18 protein-coding genes are annotated in these 16,755 nt (G+C 64.2%); 14 read left to right on the forward strand and 4 right to left on the reverse strand.

The features are described 5' to 3' along the window. Position 1: 1 nt before the first annotated feature. Positions 2–1,294 carry an adenylosuccinate synthase gene (locus ACK5IR_RS12400; RefSeq protein ID WP_416929341.1) on the reverse strand — a complete coding sequence of 431 codons (1,293 nt, stop codon included), beginning with the start codon at positions 1,292–1,294 and terminating at the stop codon, positions 2–4. Between the two features lie 157 nt (positions 1,295–1,451). Here ACK5IR_RS12400 and secG point away from each other — a divergent pair, with 157 nt between their 5' ends. The 13 genes from secG to ACK5IR_RS12465 all read left to right on the forward strand — a co-directional run bounded on the left by secG (position 1,452) and on the right by ACK5IR_RS12465 (position 12,289). Continuing rightward, entirely contained in the window at positions 1,452–1,814 is a 363-nt protein-coding gene (gene secG / locus ACK5IR_RS12405; protein WP_416929343.1) for a preprotein translocase subunit SecG, read from the forward strand. Between the two features lie 196 nt (positions 1,815–2,010). Next, the gene (locus ACK5IR_RS12410) at positions 2,011–3,654 is read left to right on the forward strand and encodes a CTP synthase (RefSeq protein ID WP_416929345.1); all 1,644 of its coding nucleotides are present in this window, start codon (positions 2,011–2,013) and stop codon (positions 3,652–3,654) included. An 83-nt stretch (positions 3,655–3,737) separates the two neighbouring features. Next, positions 3,738–4,652 carry a PhzF family phenazine biosynthesis protein gene (locus ACK5IR_RS12415; RefSeq protein ID WP_416929347.1) on the forward strand — a complete coding sequence of 305 codons (915 nt, stop codon included), beginning with the start codon at positions 3,738–3,740 and terminating at the stop codon, positions 4,650–4,652. 83 nt (positions 4,653–4,735) lie between these two features. Next, positions 4,736–5,035: a DUF1330 domain-containing protein gene (locus ACK5IR_RS12420; RefSeq protein WP_416929349.1), complete on the forward strand. Its 300-nt coding sequence runs from the start codon at positions 4,736–4,738 to the stop codon at positions 5,033–5,035. Positions 5,036–5,096: 61 nt separating this feature from the next. Next, entirely contained in the window at positions 5,097–5,573 is a 477-nt protein-coding gene (locus ACK5IR_RS12425) for a TerB family tellurite resistance protein (protein ID WP_416929351.1), read from the forward strand. A 5-nt stretch (positions 5,574–5,578) separates the two neighbouring features. Further along, positions 5,579–6,019 carry a TerB family tellurite resistance protein gene (locus tag ACK5IR_RS12430; protein WP_416929353.1) on the forward strand — a complete coding sequence of 147 codons (441 nt, stop codon included), beginning with the start codon at positions 5,579–5,581 and terminating at the stop codon, positions 6,017–6,019. Between the two features lies 1 nt (position 6,020). Next, complete coding sequence (locus ACK5IR_RS12435; protein WP_416929355.1) at positions 6,021–6,779, forward strand: phosphate/phosphite/phosphonate ABC transporter substrate-binding protein; 759 nt, start codon at positions 6,021–6,023, stop codon at positions 6,777–6,779. A 97-nt stretch (positions 6,780–6,876) separates the two neighbouring features. Next, a complete protein-coding gene (locus ACK5IR_RS12440; protein ID WP_416929357.1) occupies positions 6,877–7,656 on the forward strand; it encodes an ABC transporter ATP-binding protein in 780 nt (259 codons plus the stop codon). A gap of 38 nt (positions 7,657–7,694) precedes the next feature. Continuing rightward, on the forward strand, positions 7,695–8,417 hold the full coding sequence (locus ACK5IR_RS12445; RefSeq protein WP_416929359.1) for a transporter substrate-binding domain-containing protein: 723 nt from the start codon (positions 7,695–7,697) through the stop codon (positions 8,415–8,417). 45 nt (positions 8,418–8,462) lie between these two features. Further along, the gene (locus ACK5IR_RS12450) at positions 8,463–9,341 is read left to right on the forward strand and encodes an ABC transporter permease (protein ID WP_416929361.1); all 879 of its coding nucleotides are present in this window, start codon (positions 8,463–8,465) and stop codon (positions 9,339–9,341) included. Then, entirely contained in the window at positions 9,338–10,177 is an 840-nt protein-coding gene (locus ACK5IR_RS12455; RefSeq protein ID WP_416929363.1) for an ABC transporter permease, read from the forward strand. Before ACK5IR_RS12450 ends, ACK5IR_RS12455 begins: the two co-directional genes overlap by 4 nt. Before the next feature lie 51 nt (positions 10,178–10,228). Beyond that, entirely contained in the window at positions 10,229–11,563 is a 1,335-nt protein-coding gene (locus ACK5IR_RS12460) for a glutamine synthetase family protein (RefSeq protein ID WP_416929386.1), read from the forward strand. 39 nt (positions 11,564–11,602) lie between these two features. Then, positions 11,603–12,289: a type 1 glutamine amidotransferase gene (locus tag ACK5IR_RS12465; RefSeq protein WP_416929365.1), complete on the forward strand. Its 687-nt coding sequence runs from the start codon at positions 11,603–11,605 to the stop codon at positions 12,287–12,289. Positions 12,290–12,348: 59 nt separating this feature from the next. Here ACK5IR_RS12465 and phaR read toward each other — a convergent pair whose 3' ends face one another. From phaR to phaC, 3 genes are all read right to left on the reverse strand, one after another. Continuing rightward, positions 12,349–12,906, reverse strand: coding sequence for a polyhydroxyalkanoate synthesis repressor PhaR (phaR, locus tag ACK5IR_RS12470; protein WP_416929367.1), 558 nt, complete (start codon positions 12,904–12,906; stop codon positions 12,349–12,351). 135 nt (positions 12,907–13,041) lie between these two features. After that, the gene (locus tag ACK5IR_RS12475) at positions 13,042–13,494 is read right to left on the reverse strand and encodes a Phasin (protein WP_416929369.1); all 453 of its coding nucleotides are present in this window, start codon (positions 13,492–13,494) and stop codon (positions 13,042–13,044) included. A 132-nt stretch (positions 13,495–13,626) separates the two neighbouring features. Further along, entirely contained in the window at positions 13,627–15,420 is a 1,794-nt protein-coding gene (gene phaC, locus ACK5IR_RS12480) for a class I poly(R)-hydroxyalkanoic acid synthase (protein WP_416929371.1), read from the reverse strand. Positions 15,421–15,523: 103 nt separating this feature from the next. On the opposite strand from phaC, the gene phaZ reads away from it, so the two are divergent. Continuing rightward, positions 15,524–16,755: polyhydroxyalkanoate depolymerase (gene phaZ, locus ACK5IR_RS12485; RefSeq protein ID WP_416929373.1), on the forward strand; the 1,232-nt coding region annotated here is incomplete at its 3' end.

A 16,755-nucleotide genomic window follows, 5' to 3' on the forward strand; every position in this document is an offset into this window, starting at 1 on the left:
GTCAGTCGGCGAACGGATCGGTGACGAGGATCGTATCCTCGCGCTCGGGCGAGGTCGACAGCAGCGCCACCGGGCATTCGATCAGTTCTTCGATCCGGCGCACGTATTTGACCGCCGCGCCGGGCAGATCCGCCCAGCTTCGCGCGCCGGCGGTGCTGTCTTGCCACCCCTCCATCGTCTCGTAGACCGGGACGACACGCGCCTGCTGGTCTGCGGCGGTGGGCAGATAGTCGAGCCGTTCGCCATCCAGTTCGTAGCCGGTGCAGATCCTGAGTTCCCCGAGCCCGTCGAGGACATCGAGCTTGGTCAGCGCAATGCCGTTGACCCCGGAAAGCGCACAGGTCTGGCGCACCAGAACCGCGTCGAACCAGCCGCAGCGCCGTGACCGGCCGGTGACGGTGCCCTTCTCCCGTCCGACGGTGGCCAGATGCTCGCCCACCTCGTCGAAAAGCTCGCAGGGGAACGGCCCTTCACCGACACGGGTGGTATAGGCCTTGACAATGCCCAGAACGAAGCCGATCGCGCCCGGCCCCATCCCGGTGCCGGCGGCGGCACTGCCCGACAGCGTGGTCGACGAAGTAACGAAGGGATAGGTGCCGAAATCGACATCGAGCAGGCTGCCCTGCGCACCCTCGAAGAGGATCCGCTTGCCCGCCTTGCGGGCGATGTTCATCTCGCGCCAGACCGGCCGGGCGAAGGGCAGCACCCTGGGTGCGACCTCGCGCAGCGCGGCACGCAGCGCATCGGCATCCACCGGCGGCAGGCCAAGCCCCTTGCGCAGCGCGTCATGGTGCACCAGCAGCCGCCCGATCCGGGTGTCCAGCGTCGCTTCGTCGGCCAGATCGGCAACCCGGATCACCCTGCGGCCCACCTTGTCCTCGTAGGCCGGGCCGATCCCGCGGCCGGTGGTGCCGATCTTGGCAACCGCGCTTTGTGCCTCGCGCCCGCGATCCAGTTCACCGTGCAGCGGCAGGATCAGCGGCGTGTTCTCGGCGATCATCAGGTTTTCCGGCGTGACCTCCACCCCCTGGCCGCGCAGTTTCTCGATCTCGTCGACCAGCGCCCACGGATCGAGCACCACGCCATTGCCGATGACACTGATCTTGCCCTTGCGCACGATCCCCGAGGGCAGCAGCGAAAGCTTGAACACGGTACCGTCGATCACCAGCGTGTGCCCGGCGTTGTGACCACCCTGGAAGCGCGCGATCACGTCGGCGCGTTCGGACAGCCAGTCGACGATCTTGCCCTTTCCCTCGTCGCCCCACTGGGCGCCCACGACGACGACGTTGGCCATATCGATCTCCTTGGCTCTCCGGCAAACGCGCACCGTATAGCGGCAGTTGCGGCAGCGGGAAACCTGCAATTCGCCGCGCCCTCACACCGGAGGTCGGGGGTTGCGGGCCACCGGCCTTCCCATTAGATACCGCCCATCCGAAACCGAGGCCCGACGCATGCAGAATGTCATCCTGATTATCCACCTGATCCTGGCCCTGTGCCTGATCGGCATCGTGCTGCTGCAACGGTCCGAGGGCGGCGGTCTGGGCATGGGCGGCGGCGGCGGCGTGATGTCGGGGCGCGCAGCGGCCACGGCGCTCGGAAAACTCACCTGGCTTTTCGCCATCGCCTTCATCGTGACCTCGATCACGCTGACGATCCTGGCGGCGGCCAGATCGGACAGCAGTTCGGTTGTCGACCGCATCACCGACCAGCCGCCGGCGGCCGAGGAACCCGCGCCGGCCGAACCGGCAAGCGACGACCTGCTTCCGCCCGCGCCGGTCTCGAACGCACCGGTGGTTCCGCAAGCCGCCGAATGATCGCGGGTGGCTCTACCATCCGTTGCCCGTTCGCCATTTCCGGCAACATCATGTTGCGGTGCGTGTTGCCCATCCGGAGCGAATCCGTTAGAGTCCTAATCCCGTGTTGATGTGTTATCCGCACACGCGCAAGTTGTGGATTTTCTCGGAATAGTGCAGTCGCATAATTCTCAACGATCACGGGGGACGGCCGCTCATGGCTCGGTTCATGTTCATCACTGGCGGCGTCGTTTCATCGCTTGGCAAGGGGCTTGCCTCGGCCGCGCTCGGGGCGCTCCTGCAGGCACGCGGCTTCAGCGTGCGGCTGCGCAAGCTCGACCCTTACCTGAACGTCGATCCCGGCACGATGAGCCCGTTCGAGCACGGCGAGGTGTTCGTCACCGATGACGGCGCGGAGACCGATCTCGACCTCGGCCATTACGAGCGTTTCACCGGGGTGGCCGCGCGCAGGACCGATTCCGTCTCCTCCGGGCGGATCTATTCCAACGTGCTGGAGAAGGAGCGGCGCGGCGATTACCTCGGCAAGACAATACAGGTGATCCCGCATGTCACCAACGAGATCAAGGACTGGATCGCCATCGGCGAGGACGAGGTCGATTTCATGTTGTGCGAGATCGGCGGCACGGTCGGCGATATCGAGGGGCTGCCGTTCTTCGAGGCGATCCGCCAGTTCGCGCAGGACAAGGGCCGCGGGCAGTGCATCTTCATGCATCTGACGCTGCTGCCCTTCATCAAGGCGTCGGGCGAACTCAAGACCAAGCCGACGCAGCATTCGGTCAAGGAGTTGCGCTCCATCGGTCTGGCACCGGACCTGCTGGTCTGCCGCTCGGAAATGCCGATCCCGCAGAAGGAGCGCGACAAGCTGGCACTCTTCTGCAACGTCCGCCCCGATGCGGTGATCGCCGCGCAGGACCTCAAGTCGATCTATGACGCGCCGCTGGCCTACCACCGCGAAGGGCTCGATCAGGCGGTGCTGGATGCCTTCAACATCAGCCCGGCGCCCAGACCCAATCTGGATCGCTGGGAAGATGTCTCCGACCGGATTCACAATTCCGACGGTGAGGTTCGCGTGGCCATCGTCGGCAAGTACACCCAGCTTGAGGACGCCTATAAATCCATCGCCGAGGCGCTGACCCACGGCGGCATGGCCAACCGGGTCAAGGTCAGGGCCGACTGGATCGACGCCGAGATCTTCGACAGGGAGGATCCGACGCCGCATCTGGAGCCCTATCACGCCATCATCGTGCCGGGAGGCTTCGGCGAGCGCGGCACCGAGGGCAAGATCAAGGCAGCCGAATTCGCCCGCACCCGCAAGGTTCCCTATCTGGGCATCTGCCTCGGCATGCAGATGGCGGTGATCGAGGCGGCGCGGCATCTGTCCGATATCCCCGATGCGGGCTCCGAGGAATTCGACCATGAGGCGGGCCGGAAGCGCTTCACCCCGGTGGTCTATCACCTGAAGGAATGGGTGCAGGGCAACGCGAAGATCGAACGCGCGGTCGAGGACGACAAGGGCGGCACGATGCGGCTGGGGTCCTACGACGCGGTTCTGACCCCGGGCAGCAAGGTGGCCGAAATCTACGGCACGACGCGGATCGACGAGCGCCACCGTCACCGCTACGAGGTCGATGTCAGGTACAAGGACAGGCTCGAGGAGCACGGGATGCGGTTTTCGGGCATGTCACCCGATGGCCGCCTGCCCGAGATCGTCGAGGTGACGGACCATCCGTGGTTCATCGGCGTGCAGTTTCACCCGGAACTTAAATCGAAACCGTTCGAGCCGCACCCGCTGTTCCGCGATTTCATCCGCGCCGCCAAGGATGTCAGCCGGCTGGTCTGACCGGCCGCTGGCAGAGATACCTTGCGCCCGGATACAAATGACATAGCATTCGCCGTATGTCGCGTACCGGAAGGGGTTTCAGCATGGCCGGCACACTTCGTTTCCACACGCTGGACGTATTCACCGATACACCCTATGCCGGCAATCCGCTTGCGGTGGTGCTGGATGCCGACGGGCTGGACAATGCGCAGATGCAGATCATCGCGCGGGAGTTCAACCTGTCCGAGACGATCTTCGTCATGGCCCCGCGTGACGCCCGCAATATCGCGCGGGTGCGGATCTTCTTTCCCACGGCGGAAATCCCCTTTGCCGGCCATCCGACCATCGGCTGCGCCCTGCTGCTGGCGCAGATGGGCCGGGGGGCGGAGGATTTCGAAACGGAACTCGTTCTCGAAGAAGAGGCCGGACCGGTGCCCGTCCGCATCAGCCGCATCGCCGGCAGGCCCCGCGCCGAATTCACCGCGCCGGTTCTTCCGCATCTCCACCACGGGCCGGCCCCGGCGGACCTTGTCGCCGCCGCCATCGGCCTGCCCGCCGAAGCGGTCGGTTTCGCCGCTCACCGCCCGGGCAGCTATCGCGGCGGCCCGGCCTTCCTGTTCGTTCCGCTGCGGGACCGCGGCGCGCTGGCGGCGGCCCGGCCGGCCGAACCGCACTGGTCGGACCTGATGCGGCAGGCGGGCGTCGACGCGGCCTATCTCTATACGCCGGGCGAGGATTGCGACTACCGCGCGCGCATGTTCTCGCCCACCGCCGGCATCCCGGAAGATCCGGCGACCGGTTCGGCCAGCGCGATCCTCGCGGCGCAACTGCTGGACAGCGGCGCGCTGGCAAACGGCGAAACCCGCCTTCTGCTGCATCAGGGACTCGAGATGGGCCGGCCGAGCCGGATCGACGCGCGAATCACCGTGCAGAACGGCGCGCTGACCGGTGTGCATATCGCGGGCTCGGCGGTTGCGATCTCGGCCGGCGAGCTTGCGCCGCCGCCCCCCGCCGCCTGACACCACGGCGGAGGCGCCGGAATATCGCTTTGCCGGAACGCGGGGCTGCGGTAGCCATGCGATACGGGGGAGGGAGAAAGCCGATGCGAAAAGGATACTGGGTCGCCCATGTGAACGTGCAGGATCAGGAGATCTTCGCGAAATACAAGGAGGCGGCGGCAAGGCCATTTGCCCGCTACGGCGCGAGGTTTCTCGTTCGCGCCGGGCAGTCGGATGTGCGCGAGGGCGAACTGCACCCGCACACCGTGGTGATCGAGTTTCCGACCTTTGCCGACGCGCTGGCCTGCTACGACGATCCGGACCATCTGGCTGCCAAGGCGATACGCGATCCGATCGCCGACGGCGATGTGGTGATCGTCGAAGGCTACGACGACGCCGGCTGACGCCGCGCTGCGACACGTGACGGGGCTTGCCGCCGCCTGCCCGTCCCGGCATACCCAACGCATGTTCACCCAACTGCTCAACCGTCTCTTCTCGCCCCATCCGGTCCCGCTGCCCGAGCTTGACATCCGCCATGCGCTGGCCGGGCTGCTCGTGCGCACCGCCAAGACCGACGGCTCGTACCATTTCGAGGAAATCCGCCGCATCGACCGGATCCTCGCCGCCACCTTCGATCTGAACCCGGTCGAGGCCGCCCGGCTGAGGGCCGGAAGCGAGCGGCTCGAGGCGCAGGCGCCCGAGGACGGCCGATTCGCCAGGGCGGTACGCGAGCGGGTCGAGACGGGCCGGCGCATCGCGGTTCTGGCGGCCATGTGGCGGGTCGCTCTGTCGGACGGGGTGGAACGCGCCGAAGAACATGCCTACCTTGACCGCGCGGCGGCACGGCTGGGCCTGGACGAGGACGAGGCGGCACGCGCACGCGAGGCTGCCGGGCGTGCCGATCCGCCCGACGCCGCCTCGGGTCGCGGCAGCAGGGGATAGAGACGATGTTTGGCGATCTTCTGAAACGATTGACCGAACCGCAACCCGGGCGCCTGCCCGACCCGGACGCACGGCTGGCGCTGACGGCGCTTCTGGTACGAGTCGCGCGTTCGGACGGCGATTATGCGCCGGACGAGATCGCGCGCATCGACCGGATCCTCGTGCGGCGCTACGGGCTTTCGCCCTTCGAGGCCGCGCATCTGCGCGTCGAGGCCGAACAGCTCGAGACAGAGGCGCCCGACAACGTGCGTTTCACCCGCGCGATCAAGGACGCGGTGCCGTATGAAGACCGCAGCGCGGTGATCGAGGCGCTCTGGGCGGTCGTGCTGGCCGACGGGGTTCGCGACGAGGATGAGGATGCGATGATCCGGCTGGTCGCCAGCCTTCTGGGTGTAAACGACCGCGACAGCGCGCTGGCCCGTCAGCGCGTTCAGGCGCGTCGCTGAGATGATCGCCGCCCTGCCGATGTACGACCACCCCGGCGTACGTGGCGCGACCGATGCGCTCTGGCAGGCAATCCGCGACAGGCTGCGGGCCTCGGGCATCGACGCCCCCGAGGCGCTCAGCCGCTCGGACGATCTTTTCGCCCAGTGGCGCAGCCCGGCGCTGCTGCTCGGCCAGACCTGCGGCCTGCCCTTTCGCAGCGAACTGCACCAACACGTCACGCTGCTCGGGGCCATCGACTACGGGCTGCCGGATACGCCCCCGGGCTATTACCGGTCGCTTTTCGTCGCCCGCGCCGACGACACGCGCGACACGCTGGCCGAGTTTGACGGCGCCCTGCTTGCCTATAACGAGGCGGTCTCGCATTCGGGCTGGGCCGCCGCCGCCGCCGCGCGGGTCGGTTTCCGCATCGGCCCGCAGACCGGAAGCCACCGCGAAAGCGCCCGCGCCATCGCCGGGCACAAGGCCGATATCGCGGCGATCGACGCGATAAGCTGGCGGCTTCTGGCGGCACATACCGATCTGACCGGAGGGCTGAAGATCGTCGGACGCAGCGCGGCAACGCCCGGCCAGGCGCTGATCACCGCCTTTGCCGACAGGGCGCCGGCGCTGCGCGCGGCGATTGCCGGTGCAATCGCCGATCTCGCCCCGCCGGACCGTCAGGCATTGGGAACAGTGGGATTTGTCAGGATATCCCCGGCCGAGTATCTTGCGGTTCCCGTTCCGCCCAGTCCCGCGGCATTTGCCTCCCGACCGGCATGATCGTGCAGCCCCGCAGCACGCGATGCGCCATTCGGCGTTGCATTTGCTCCGCAATTAGGCCCTACTCCCCCACCAGACGAACAAACGCGTATTTCCAGTGACCCAGACACCGCCACCCGTCATCAAGATCACCGACCTGCACAAGTCCTACGGGGCGCTGGAGATATTGAAGGGTGTCGACATGGTGGCCGAACGCGGCGAGGTGGTTTCGCTGATCGGTTCGTCAGGTTCGGGAAAGTCCACTCTGCTGCGCTGTGCCAATCTGCTGGAAGACAGCCAGCAGGGCGAGATCCTGTTCGAGGGCGAGCCGGTGAAATGGCACGGCACCGGCATGCACCGGCGGCCGGGCGATCATAGGCAACTGATCCGCATCCGCACCAATCTGTCGATGGTGTTCCAGCAGTTCAACCTCTGGGCGCACATGACGATCCTCGAAAACGTCATGGAGGCGCCAGTCACGGTTCTGAAGCGCAACCGCCATTCGGTCGAGGCGCTGGGGCGCGAATTGCTGGACAAGGTCGGCATCGGCGACAAGTGCGATGCCTATCCGGCACAGCTTTCGGGTGGTCAGCAGCAGCGCGCCGCAATTGCCCGGGCGCTGGCGATGGAGCCCAAGGCATTGCTGCTCGACGAGCCGACATCGGCCCTCGACCCCGAGCTTGAGCAGGAGGTCGTCAAGGTCATCAAGCAGCTTGCCCAGGAGGGGCGCACCATGCTGCTGGTGACGCACGACATGCGGCTGGCGGCCGACGTGTCGGATCATGTCGTCTTTCTGCATCAGGGAAAGATTGAGGAGGAGGGGCCGCCCGGCAGCCTTTTCGGCAATCCGCAGACGGAACGGCTGCAACAATTCCTGTCGCATACGCAGGCCCGCTGAGAACCAGCGGGATCCAGATACCAACCGGGAGAAAACTGATGAAAAAACTGATCCTTTCCACCGCCGCGCTGGCGCTTTCCACCAGCTTCGCGCTGGCGCAGGATGTCGTGCGCCTCGGGACCGAGGGCGCCTATCCTCCGTTCAACCTGATCAACGATTCGGGCGAAGTCGATGGCTTCGAGCGCGAACTGGGTGACGAGCTTTGCAAGCGCGCCGAACTGAATTGTAGCTGGGTGACCAACGACTGGGATTCGATCATCCCCAACCTGACCTCGGGCAACTACGACGCGATCCTCGCCGGCATGTCGATCACCGAGGAGCGCGAGGCGGTGATCGATTTCACCGAGGCCTATTTCCCCCCCGATCCGTCGATCTATGTCAGCCTGGACGAGGATGTCGATCTTGACGGCGGCGTCGTCGCCGCACAGGCCGGCACCATTCAGGCCAACCATGTCGCCGCCAGCGGCGCGACACTGGTCGAATTCGCCACCGGTGACGAGGCGGTCGCCGCCGTCCGCAACGGCGAGGCCGATGCCGCCTTCGGCGACAAGGGTTTTCTTGCGCCGATCGCCAACGAAGACCCCGACCTGCATATCGTCAGCGACGACGTGATGCTCGGCAAGGGTATCGGCATGGGGCTGCGCAAGTCCGATGCCGAACTGAAAACAACGTTCGACGCCGCCATCCGGTCGATGAAGGAGGACGGTTCGCTCAACGAGCTTATCGCCAAATGGTTCGACGGCATGGAAGGCCCGTATTGATCCGCAACGCCACGGCGCAGCCCCTGCGGGCTGCGCCCCGCCGCCATGTTCGCATATTGTAGCGATCCCTCCGCCCTCGACGGCCTGTCATGGCTCGCCTGCTACCTGACCAGCGGCAAGCACATGCTCTTCTATGGCTCTTTCGCAACCGTGCTGTTGCTGCTGGCAATCACCGCGCCGGTCGCGCTGGCCTTCGGGTTTGCCGGGGCCATGGCGTCGCGCTCGCATTTCCTGCCGCTGTCTCTTCTGGGCAAAGTCTATACATCGGTGGTGCGCGGCGTTCCCGACATCGTGTTTTTCCTGTTCTTCGTCATCGCGCTCGATCAGGGAATCGAATGGCTGCGGCACAAGGCGCTGTGCCCGGACTGGACCGCAGCGGTGCGACAGGGAAACGACTTTGTCGTCTGCCCGCAGGCAAAGATGCCGCTTTCGACCGCCCCCGAAAGCATTCACGAGATCTACAACTTCTCGCTGGCGGTCTTCACCTTTTCCATCGTCTTCGGCGCCTTCGCCGCCAACGTGCTTTACGGCGCGATGAACGCCGTTCCCCGGGCACAGCTTGAAACCGCCCATGCCTATGGCATGAACAACCGCCAGTCCTTCTGGCGAATCCTCGTGCCGCAGATGTGGATCTATGCGCTGCCGGGGCTGGGCAACCTGTGGATGATCCTGATCAAGGCGACGCCGCTCCTGTTTCTGCTGGGCGTGCGCGATATCGTCTACTGGGCGCGCGAGCTGGGCGGGTCGAAGACGGCGATCTACGATTATCCGCACCCTGACTGGCGCATATACTATTTCCTCTTCCTGCTGGTCTTCTACCTTGCCTTCACCCGGGTTTCCGAGATCGTCCTCGAACGCCTCACTCGCCGCCTGTCGCACGGGCAGGCCACCGCCGCCGGCGAAGAACTGAGGCGCGCGGCATGAGTTGCTGGGACACCTTCCATGCCTATGCTCTGCGCTCGCTTGGCCAGGGCGAGCGGCTGCTGCCGCGCGCGGACATTTCGGTCTGCGATCAGACCGTCCTGATCGGTTCGGGCCTGATCTGGAACATCTACTTCGCGGTGCTGGCGCTGTTCTTCGGCTTCTTCCTTGCCACCGGGCTGGCGATGGCCAAGAACAGCCGCACAAGATGGCTGCGCAAGCCGGCGGAATGGTTCATCTTCGTCTTTCGCGGCTCGCCGCTCTTCATCCAGTTCTTCCTCGCCTACGAGGCATTCGTCCTGCTGCCCAAGGCGGAAATCGACTTTCACCTGTTCGGCATGGAATTCTCCGCCTCAACCCGCTGGCTGACCCGCGCCTGGCTGGGGGCGACGATCGTCCTGCTGCTCAACACCTCGGCCTATGCGGCCGAGATCTTCTATGGCGCGCTGCGCTCGGTTCCCAAGGGCGATCTGGAAGCGGCCGATGCCTATGGGCTGACCGGGTGGCACCGGTTCCGCCGCATCGTCTGGCCGACCATGATGCGGCTTGGCTGGCCGGCCTATACCAACGAGGCGATCTTTCTCTTCCACGCCACGACGCTGGTCTTCTTTTCGGGATTTCCGGCGTGGAAGCAGATGGGTGACGCGCTGTATTATGCAAGCTATTTCGCCGACAAGACCTTCAACCCCTTCATCCCCTATCCGATCGTGGCGGGCTATTTCATCGTCATGACACTGCTGATCATCGCGCTTTTCGGCATCGTCAACAAACGCCTGAACCGCCACCTGCCCACCGACCGGCGCAGACGAATGCGCTTGCGCCTCAACCTGATCCGATAGTAGAAATTTGATCAAATTTCGGAGACGGTCGTGGGACGTGATATTCTGCTGATGAAGAACTGGCTGCGGAAGAATCCGCAGGTCCGTGCGATACGGGTCGCGGCGGCCGACCTGAACGGCCAGCCGCGCGGCAAGCGCGTTCCGGTCCGCTTCGCCGACAAGGCCATCGAGGATGGAACCCGGTTTCCGATGTCGGTGCTGAACCTCGATATCTGGGGCGAGGATATCGACGACAGCCCGCTTGTGCTGGCGACCGGCGACCGTGACGGCGTGCTGCTGCCTACCGAACGCGGCTTTCTGCCGATGCCGTGGCTCGATACGCCGACGGGGCTGCTGCCGATCTGGATGTACCACGAGGACGGCCACCCGTTCGAAGGCGATCCGCGGCACGCGCTGGCAAATGTCGTTGCGCGCTATACCGCGCGCGGCCTGACCCCGGTGGTCGCGGTCGAGCTTGAGTTCTTCCTGATCGACGACAGCGGCCGGCAGCTTCGCGTACCGCCCTCGCCCCGGACCGGCAAGCGCCGGATGATGGGCGAAATTCTGTCGCTGCGTGCGCTCGACGTGTTCGACGGCTTCTTCACCGAACTTTATGCCGCCTGCGAGGCGATGGACATTCCCGCCGACACCGCCATTTCCGAGGCAGGGCTGGGCCAGTTCGAGATCAACCTGATGCACCAGGACGACGCGCTGCGCGCCGCCGACGACGCGTGGCTGTTCAAGATGCTGGTCAAGGGGCTTGCCCGGCGGCACAATTTTGCCGCCAGTTTCATGGCCAAACCCTACGACGATTACGCCGGCTCGGGGCTGCACATGCATTTCTCGGTGCTCGACAAGAACGGCAACAACATCTTCGATGACGGATCCGAAAAAGGCAGCAACCTGCTGCTCCATGCGGTCAACGGCTGCCTGAACGCGATGGCCGGATCGACCCTGATCTTCGCGCCGCACGCCAACAGCTACGAGCGCATGGTGCCGGGCGCCCATGCTCCGACCGGCATTTGCTGGGGCTACGAAAACCGCACGACCGCGCTGCGCATTCCCAGTGGCAATCACCGGGCACGGCGAATCGAACACCGGCTGGCGGGTGGCGACGTGAACCCCTACCTGATCATCGCGGCGGTGCTGGGCGCGGCGATGAACGGAATCGAGGACGGCATCCTGCCGCCAGAGCCGATCTCCGGCAACGCCTACAACCTCGACTTGCCGACCATCCCGACCGACTGGGCACGTGCCATCGACACGTTCGAGACCTGCCCGGAAACCGGGCGCATATTCGCCCCCGAACTCGTTCGCAACTACGTGATGACAAAACGGCAGGAACTGCGCTACATGGCCGAGACATCGCGGGAAGAGATGACCGAGATCTACATTGATACGGTCTGATCGCACCCCGGCCGGCGGTTTCAGGACAAGAGCCACCCGATGCTGATAGGAATCCTGCAGACCGGGCTTCCGCCCGAAGATGCCGTGGCCGAACACGGCGATTATCCGGAGATGTTTGAAACCCTGCTGGCGGGGCACGGGCTGCGTTTCCGTACCTGGCTGGTGGTGAACGGCGAGTTCCCCGATTCGGTCGCCGATGCCGATGGCTGGCTGATCACCGGCTCGCGGCACGGCGTTTACGAGGATCACCCCTGGATCGCCCCGCTGGAACGGTTCATCCGCGCGGTACGCGCCGACGGGCGCCCGATGGTCGGTATCTGCTTCGGTCATCAGATCATGGCGCAGGCGCTTGGCGGAAAGGTCGAGAAATTTGCCGGCGGCTGGTCGATCGGGCCAACCGCCTATCGCTGGGACGGCCGCGAAATCACGCTCAACGCCTGGCATCAGGATCAGGTCGTCGAACCGCCCGATGGTGCCGAGGTGATCGCCGCAACCGATTTCTGCCGTTTCGCCGGCCTCGCCTATGGTGATCAGATGTTATCTCTGCAACCGCACCCGGAATTTTCGCCCGGCTTCATCGATGCCCTGATCCGCCTGCGTGGCCAGAACCTGCCCGACGACATGAAGGGTGCCGCGCTCGCCGCGCTCGACCTGCCCAACGACAGCCGCCTTGCCGGCGACAGAATCGCCCGGTTCTTCCTCGAACATCGCAAACCGGCGACCTGATCGCGCGTTCCGGCGGGCGGATCGGCGATCGCGGGCGGATGGTGCGCTGCGGCACCCGCCTATTTGTTCATCCGCGCAAGTTTGGCCTGAAGGTCGGCAAGCTGGCTCTTGATCTCGTCGAGATCCTCGCTGCCACCTTCGCGCGGCGGCTCGGTCGTGCGCGGCGGCCACTTGCCCATGCCGCCGGTCATCGCCTTGATGAACGCGGCCTGCTGGGCCTGCATCGCCTCGAACCCGGGCATCGACGCCATGGAACCCATCGGGTTCATCTTGCCCATGTTTTCCATCATCTTGGTCTGCCCGTTGCGCAGCATCTCGAACGACATGGCAAGGAACTGCGGCACCACCGAGGTCGCCGAGGTGGAATAGCTGCGCACAAGATCGGTCAGCACGTCGATCGGCAGGACGCTTTCGCCCTTGCTCTCGTGTTCGGCAATGATCTGAAGCAGGTATTGCCGGGTCAGGTCGTCACCGGATTTCAGATCGACGATCTGAACCTCGCGCCCTTCGCGGATGAAGCGGGCGATATCCTCGAGCGTGACGTAATCGCTCGTCTCGGTGTTGTAGAGGCGCCGGCTGGCATAGCGCTTGATAAGTAGCTGTGATTCTTCGGCCACCCCGAACCCTCCCTGTTGCAGCGCAGCAAAGCCTAGACGACGTGCGCGGAAAAGAAAAGGGCGGGCTATAAAGCCCGCCCCAGACCCACGTCGACTAGGGAGGAGGACACCGGCGCGGATCTCTCACCTGTTGCCTTACTTGGCAGCGGTGGCTTTCTTGGCGGCGGCGGTCACGTCGGCGGTTGCCTTCTTGACGGCGGCCGTCGCGTCTTCCGAGAAGTCCTTGCCGGCGGCCAGCATCAGCTCGACGGTTTCCATCTGCACCTTCTTGGCGACCTCGGCGAAGGCGGCCATGGTTTCGGCGACCATTTCGGCCTGCGAGGAGGCATAGTCGGCGATCGCCTTCGAATAATCGGCCGGCTCTTCCTTCAGCTTGGTGACTTCACCCAGCTTGGCGAGGGTTTCCCTGGTCCACTTGGTCGAGATCTCGGTCGATTTCTCGGCGGCTTCGAGGGCAACCTTGGACAGTTTCTCGCCCAGAGCGGCGGAGTTCTTGAACGCTTCCTGCACAGACGAGGCGTCAACCGGGAAGGCCGACATCATGTCCTGCATCATCTTGGTCAGATCGTCGTTCTTGTTCGTGCTCATTGTCTTGCTCCTGATTGCGTGCGGCCCGACCCGTCGGGCGCGTGACGAATTCGATGAGCAGACTATAATTTCTGCACCGCAGCATTTCAAGCCTTTTTTGCTGCGATGCAGAAATATATCGCCGAACCGGTCTCAGGCGGTTTTCTTCGGCCTGACATAGGTGCCGGGCGCCGGACCGAGCGAGGGATGGCGCGCGTCGCCCGGCTGGCGGGCGGGCACCTGCGCACCGGAGCGCCGTTTCAGCCAGCCCTCCCAGCGCGGCCACCAGGATCCCTGATGAAAATCGGCGCCTTCCAGCCATTCGTCGGGCGCAAGCGTCATGTCCTCGTTGGTGTAATGGCCGTATTTCTTCTTCGACGGCGGATTGATGATCCCGGCGATATGCCCCGACTGGGACACGATGAACGATTTCTGCTTCGACCCCATCTTCTGCACGCCCAGATAGCTGGTCTTCCAGGCGGCGATGTGATCGGTCTCGCAGGCGACGGCACAGAGCGGCACATCGACATCGCGAATCGACAGCCGCTCGCCGCAGACCTCGTAGCTGCCTTCGGCAAACAGGTTCTGCTGGCACAGCTCGCGCAGGTATTCCACCGCCATCCGTGCCGGCAGGTTGGTGCTGTCGCCGTTCCAGTAGAGCAGGTCGAAGGCGGGCGGCGCCTCGCCCATCATGTAGCTGCGAATCGCCGGGGCATAGACCAGATCGTTGCTGCGCAGATACGAGAAGGTGCGCGACATGAAGAACCCGTCGAGCATCCCCTCGCGCGCTACCTCGTCCTCGATGGCATCGACGAAATCGTCGTGCAAAAACACGCCCATCTCGCCCGGATCGGCAAAATCGGTGAGCGTGGTGAAGAATGTCGCCGAGCGAATCGACCTGTCGCCGCGCTTCTTCAACAGCGCCAGCACCACCGAAAGCATGGTCCCGGCGATGCAGTAACCGATGGCGTTGATCCGTTCCTCGCCGGTGATCTGCTTCACCTGCCCGATCGCGGTCAGGTAGCCCTCCTCGATATAGGTATCCATGCCGGCATCGGCATAGGAGGGATCGGGGTTCACCCACGAGACGACGAACAGCGTATAGCCCTGATCGACGATCCACCTGATCAGCGAATTCTTCTCTTTCAGGTCCATGATGTAGAACTTGTTGATCCAGGGCGGAAAGACCAGCAGCGGTATGCGCGCCACCGTCTCGGTGGTCGGGGTGTACTGGATCAGTTCGAACATCCGGTTGCGGAACACCACCTCACCCGGCGTCGCGCCCAGATTCTCGCCCACCGAAAAGGCGCTCTTGTCCGACAGCGTGACAACCAGATCGCCGCCGTTGTCCTCAAGGTCGCGCACCAGATTTTCCAGCCCGTCCACCAGCGATTGCCCTTCGGTATCGACCGCCTTCTGCAACGCCTCGGGGTTGGTACCGAGGTAATTCGCCGGGCTCAGCATGTCGACGATCTGGCGGGTAAAGAACGCCAGCCGCTGCTTGTCCCTGGGCTCCAGATAATCGAGGTCGGCAACCGCTTCGCCGATCGCTTCGCTGGTCAGCAGGTACTGCTGCTTGATGTAGTTGAAATATGGATGGGTCTGCCACAGATCGCCCGCGAAGCGGCGGTCGTTCGGGGTCGGGTCCTCGGGCGCCTTCAGCTTGCCCGTCGTCAGCATCTGCTGGGCGTCGATATAGTGTTTCAGCGTCTTTCCCCAGAAGTTGACCTGATGCTCGAACACCTTGGAGGGGTTCTTCATCACCTCGCTCACATAGGCGGTGGCGGTTCTCATGTAGAAGTCCTGCCCCGGCACCTGAAGCGCGGGGTCGACATGGCGCTGCTGGGACAATGCGGCAACGAGCCTCTGCGAAAGAGACTCGATCTTTGCCAGATTCGCAGCTAGTTTTTCCTGATTTCGCGCATCGGCATCATGATCGGTTGTCATGGCAGACCCTTTTCCACTAACTTCACCGCGATGGATATATTGCAGCTTTTGCCCGGCAAAGCGACCAATTGTTCCCGAGTCGCGATCGAGGAGATCAAACTGAATGAAATATATGGCCACCTACGACCTGATGGAAGCGGTCCGCGTGACGAATGAATGGCTCGGGTCGACGGCCAAGGCCGCCTGCTCCCATCCGGTCTTCGGCCTGTCGGTGAACCCCTTCCTCAAGCTCACCGAAGCCTGGGGCGAGGTAACCGAGCGCAGCTTCCAGCGCATGACGGCCAAACCCGACTGGAACATCAGTTCGGTGGTCGGTGAGGACGGGCGCGATCACCTGGTCGATATCATCAAGGTGATCACCAAGCCCTTTGGCGACCTGATCCATTTCGAGGTCCAGGGCCGGCGGCAGATGCAGCGCAAGGTACTGCTGGTAGCGCCGATGTCGGGGCATTACGCAACGCTCCTGCGCTCCACCGTCGTCTCGCTGCTGCCCGATTGCGAGATCTACATCACCGACTGGCACAACGCCCGCGACATTCCGGTTTCCGCCGGCAAGTTCGATATCGAGGATTACACGCTCTATCTCGTGGATTTCCTGAAATACCTCGGCCCCGATACCCATGTCATTGCAGTCTGCCAGCCGGCACCGCTGACACTCGCCGCAACGGCCTATCTGGCCGAACGCGATCCGGCGGCTCAGCCGAACTCGCTCACCCTGATCGGTGGCCCAATCGACCCGGGCGCCGCCCCGACCGAGGTGACCGATTTCGGACGAACCGTGACCATGGGCCAGCTCGAGCGGCACGTCCTGCAACGTGTCGGGTTCAAATATGCCGGCGCCGGCCGCATGGTCTATCCAGGCCTTCAGCAGCTCGCCTCGTTCATGGCGATGAACGCCGAAACCCATGCCACCGCCTTCTTCGACCAGATCGTGCGCGTCGCTCAGGGCGAGGCGGCCGAGCACGACCGGCACAACCGTTTCTACGACGAATATCTTGCCGTCATGGACATGACGGCGGAATTCTACCTGTCCACGGTGAAACGCATCTTCAAGAAGCGCGAGATCGCGCGCGATGCCTTCACCGTGCGCGGCCAGCCGGTGAATATCGGCGCGATCACCGACGTTGCGGTCAAGACGGTCGAGGGCGCAAACGACGACATCTCGGCCCCCGGCCAGTGCGTTGCGGCGCTCGACCTGCTGACCGGCCTTGATCCGTCGAAAAAGGCCAGCCATCTCGAACCCGGCGCCGGCCACTACGGCATCTTCGCCGGCAAGTCCTGGCGCAACAATATCCGGCCGCTGGTGCTGGATTTCATCGACGCCAACATGTCCCA

It is taken from the genome of Tropicimonas sp., assembly GCF_047971885.1.
Lineage (GTDB): Bacteria > Pseudomonadota > Alphaproteobacteria > Rhodobacterales > Rhodobacteraceae > Tropicimonas.